At 71.3% G+C, this 2,761-nt stretch carries 2 protein-coding genes and 1 pseudogene; all 3 read right to left on the bottom strand.

From position 1 onward, the window contains the following. Positions 1-182 (bottom strand): annotated as a pseudogene (locus WDW90_RS36135) (hypothetical protein); the annotation flags it as partial. Positions 183-284: 102 nt separating this feature from the next. Beyond that, positions 285-2,627 (bottom strand): xanthine dehydrogenase family protein molybdopterin-binding subunit, encoded by a 2,343-nt coding sequence (locus tag WDW90_RS36130; protein WP_336492557.1) that lies wholly within the window; start codon positions 2,625-2,627, stop codon positions 285-287. Then, positions 2,624-2,761, bottom strand: a 138-nt coding sequence (locus WDW90_RS36125) for a 2Fe-2S iron-sulfur cluster-binding protein (protein WP_336492558.1), incomplete at its 5' end; no start/stop codon positions are given. The genes WDW90_RS36130 and WDW90_RS36125, both read right to left, overlap by 4 nt.

The following is a 2,761-nucleotide window of genomic DNA, read 5'->3' as shown; positions in this document are numbered from 1 at the left end:
GCGGCCGCGGTCGCCTTGCCGCTGGTCGAGGCCGAGATGGCTTCCCGGGCCTCGTCCGTCACGCGCTTGTCGAGGGCGGCGATCCGGTCGCCGCACGCGGAGGCCAGTGCCGCCCCGGGCGGGACCGCGGAGGCGAGCGCGACGGCGAGGCAGGCGGCGAACGGCCGGACGGGACGCATCATGGTGCAGACATCCTCAATGTGGGGGAGGGAACGCGTCTCGGAGGACCGGCGATCCCGGAAGCGGATCTCCCCGCCCCTTCGCGGGGCGGGGAGATCTCGGCGTCAGGCGCTCAGCTGGTCGCGGATCGGCAGCTGGCGGACCCGCCGCCCCGTGGCCGCGAAGACCGCGTTGGCGATGGCCGGCGCCACGGGCGGCACGCCCGGCTCGCCGACGCCGCCGAGCGGCGCCCGATAGTCCGGGTTCGGGATGAGGTGGACGTGAACCTCCGGGGCGGCGTCGATCCGGATGATCTCGTAGCCGTCGAAGTTGTTCTGCTGCGCGCGGCCCTCCTTGAAGGTGATCTCGGAGGTGAGGGCGAGGCCCATCCCCATCACCACCGCGCCCTCCATCTGCGAGCGGACGCGCTCGGGATTGACCTGCGGCCCGCAATCGATGGCGATGTGGACCGTCTTCACCGAGACTTGGCCCTTGTCGCTCACCTCGACCTCGGCCGCGACCGACGTGTAGGTGACGAAGCTGTAGTGCCCGGCGATGCCGAGGCCACGGCCCTTCTCCATCTTGCGGCCCCAGCCGATGGCCTTGGCCGTCGTATCGATCACCCGGCGCAGGCGGCCGGTATCGATGGGGTAGAGCTTCGGATCCTCGCCGTGGTTCCAGACGTCGCCGATCGAGGTCGGATCGATCGTCCGGGCCGGCCCGATCAGGTCAAGCAGGTAGTCCTTCGGGTCGCGGCCCGCCGCGTGCGCGAGCTCGGCCACGAAGGACTGGATCGCGAAGGCGTGCGGGATGTTCGAGACCGAGCGGAACCAGCCGATGCGCACGTGGGCTGCGGCCTCCGGGTTTTCCAGCCGGATGTTGGGCAGGTTGAAGGGCGTGTTGACGAGGCCCATGCCGAGCTCGAAGGGTAGCTCGTGCTTCGGGTCCGGGGCGAAGATCGAGCCGATCGTGGGCGCCGTCGAGCGGTGGAGCCAGGCCACCGGCATGCCCTTCTCGTCGAGGCCGGCCTCCAGGTGCTCCACCGAGATGGTGTGGTAGTAGCCGTGGTGGATATCGTCCTCGCGGGTCCAGGTCAGCTTGACCGGGGCGCCTCCGACGGCCTGGCTGCAGAGCGCGGCCTCGACCACGTAGTCGGGCTTCGACTTGCGGCCGAAGCCGCCGCCGAGCAGGGTCACGTTCACCTTCACCTTGTCGGCCGGGAGCTTGAGCGCCTTGACGAGGCGGTCATGGGCGGCCTGCGGCCCCTGCGTGCAGGCCCAGGCCTCGCAGGCGCCGTCCGCCACCCGGGCCACCGCGGCGGGCGGCTCCATCGGCGCCTGGACGAGGTGGGGCACGAAGTACTCGGCCGTGACGCGCTTCCTGGCCCTCGCCATCGCGCCGTCGACATCGCCCTGGTTGCGAACGACCTTGCCGGGCGCGCGCGCCGCCTTCTCCAGTTCCTGGCGGAAGGCGGCGGTGTCGTACTGGGCGTTCGGGCCGTCGTCCCAGGTGATCTTGAGGGCGTCGCGGCCCTTCATGGCGGCCCAGGTGTTCCTGGCCACGACAGCCACGCCGCCGAGCGGCATGAACTCGGAGGGGATCTCGCCGCCCTCGATCTCGACGATCTTCACGACGCCCGGGACCTTCCTGGCCTCGGCGTCGTCGTAGCTCACGACCCTGCCGCCGTAGACGGGCGGGCGGGCGACGAGCGCGTAGAGCATCCCGTCGAGCTTGGTGTCGAGGCCGTAGATCGCCCGGCCGGTCGTGATGTCGCGGTTGTCGATGAGCCCAATCCGGCCCTTGCCGATGTAGCGGAAGGCTTTCGGGTCCTTCACCTCCACGCTCTCGCGGGCCGGTACCGGCAGCCCGGCCGCGGCGGCCGCGACCTCGCCGTAGCCGAGCCGGCGCCTCGACCTGGCATGGGTGAGGACGTGGTTCTCGGCCGTCACCTCGGCGACCGGCACGCCCCATTGCTCTGCGGCTGCCTGCCGCAGCATCAGCCGCGCGGCGGCGCCCGCGTGGCGGAAGTGCTGGAAGAAGTGGCGCAGCGAGCGCGAGCCGTCGGTGTCCTGGTTGCCGAAGCGCTCCTCGTCACCCCAGGCCTGCACGACCTTGACCTTCGACCAGTCGGCCTCGAGCTCGTCCGCCACGACGAGCGCGATCGAGGTGCGCACGCCCTGGCCCATCTCGGAGCGGTGGTTCGTCACCGTCACGGTGCCGTCGGGCGCGATCGCGACGAAGATCGCCGGGTCGTCGCGCCAGCCATGCGGCATGCCGTCGGCGCCGAACTTCGGCGCTTCCGCCTTGACCTCCTCGGCCCGGGCCCGGTCGCGGAGCGACAGGGCGAGCACGAAGGCGCCCAGGCCGCCGAGGATCGCGCGTCGGCTGACGTTGGACAGGGAAGCGGGAACCTGATCCTTCGGGGTCTCGGCCGCGAGCTCGGCCATCAGCTTGGCATCGTGGATCACAGGCGGTCTCCCGTGTTGGCGGCGGGTTGGCCGGCGGCCTGATGGATCGCCGCGCGGATGCGCGGATAGGTGCCGCAGCGGCAGAGATTGCCGCTCATGGCCTCGTCGATCTGCGCGTCGGTGGGCTTCGGCGT

This window comes from Methylobacterium nigriterrae (assembly GCF_037106235.1).
In the GTDB taxonomy this organism is placed as follows: domain Bacteria; phylum Pseudomonadota; class Alphaproteobacteria; order Rhizobiales; family Beijerinckiaceae; genus Methylobacterium; species Methylobacterium nigriterrae.
Note: the sequence above shows the minus strand (reverse complement) of the source record. Positions and strands in the feature narration are given on the sequence as shown.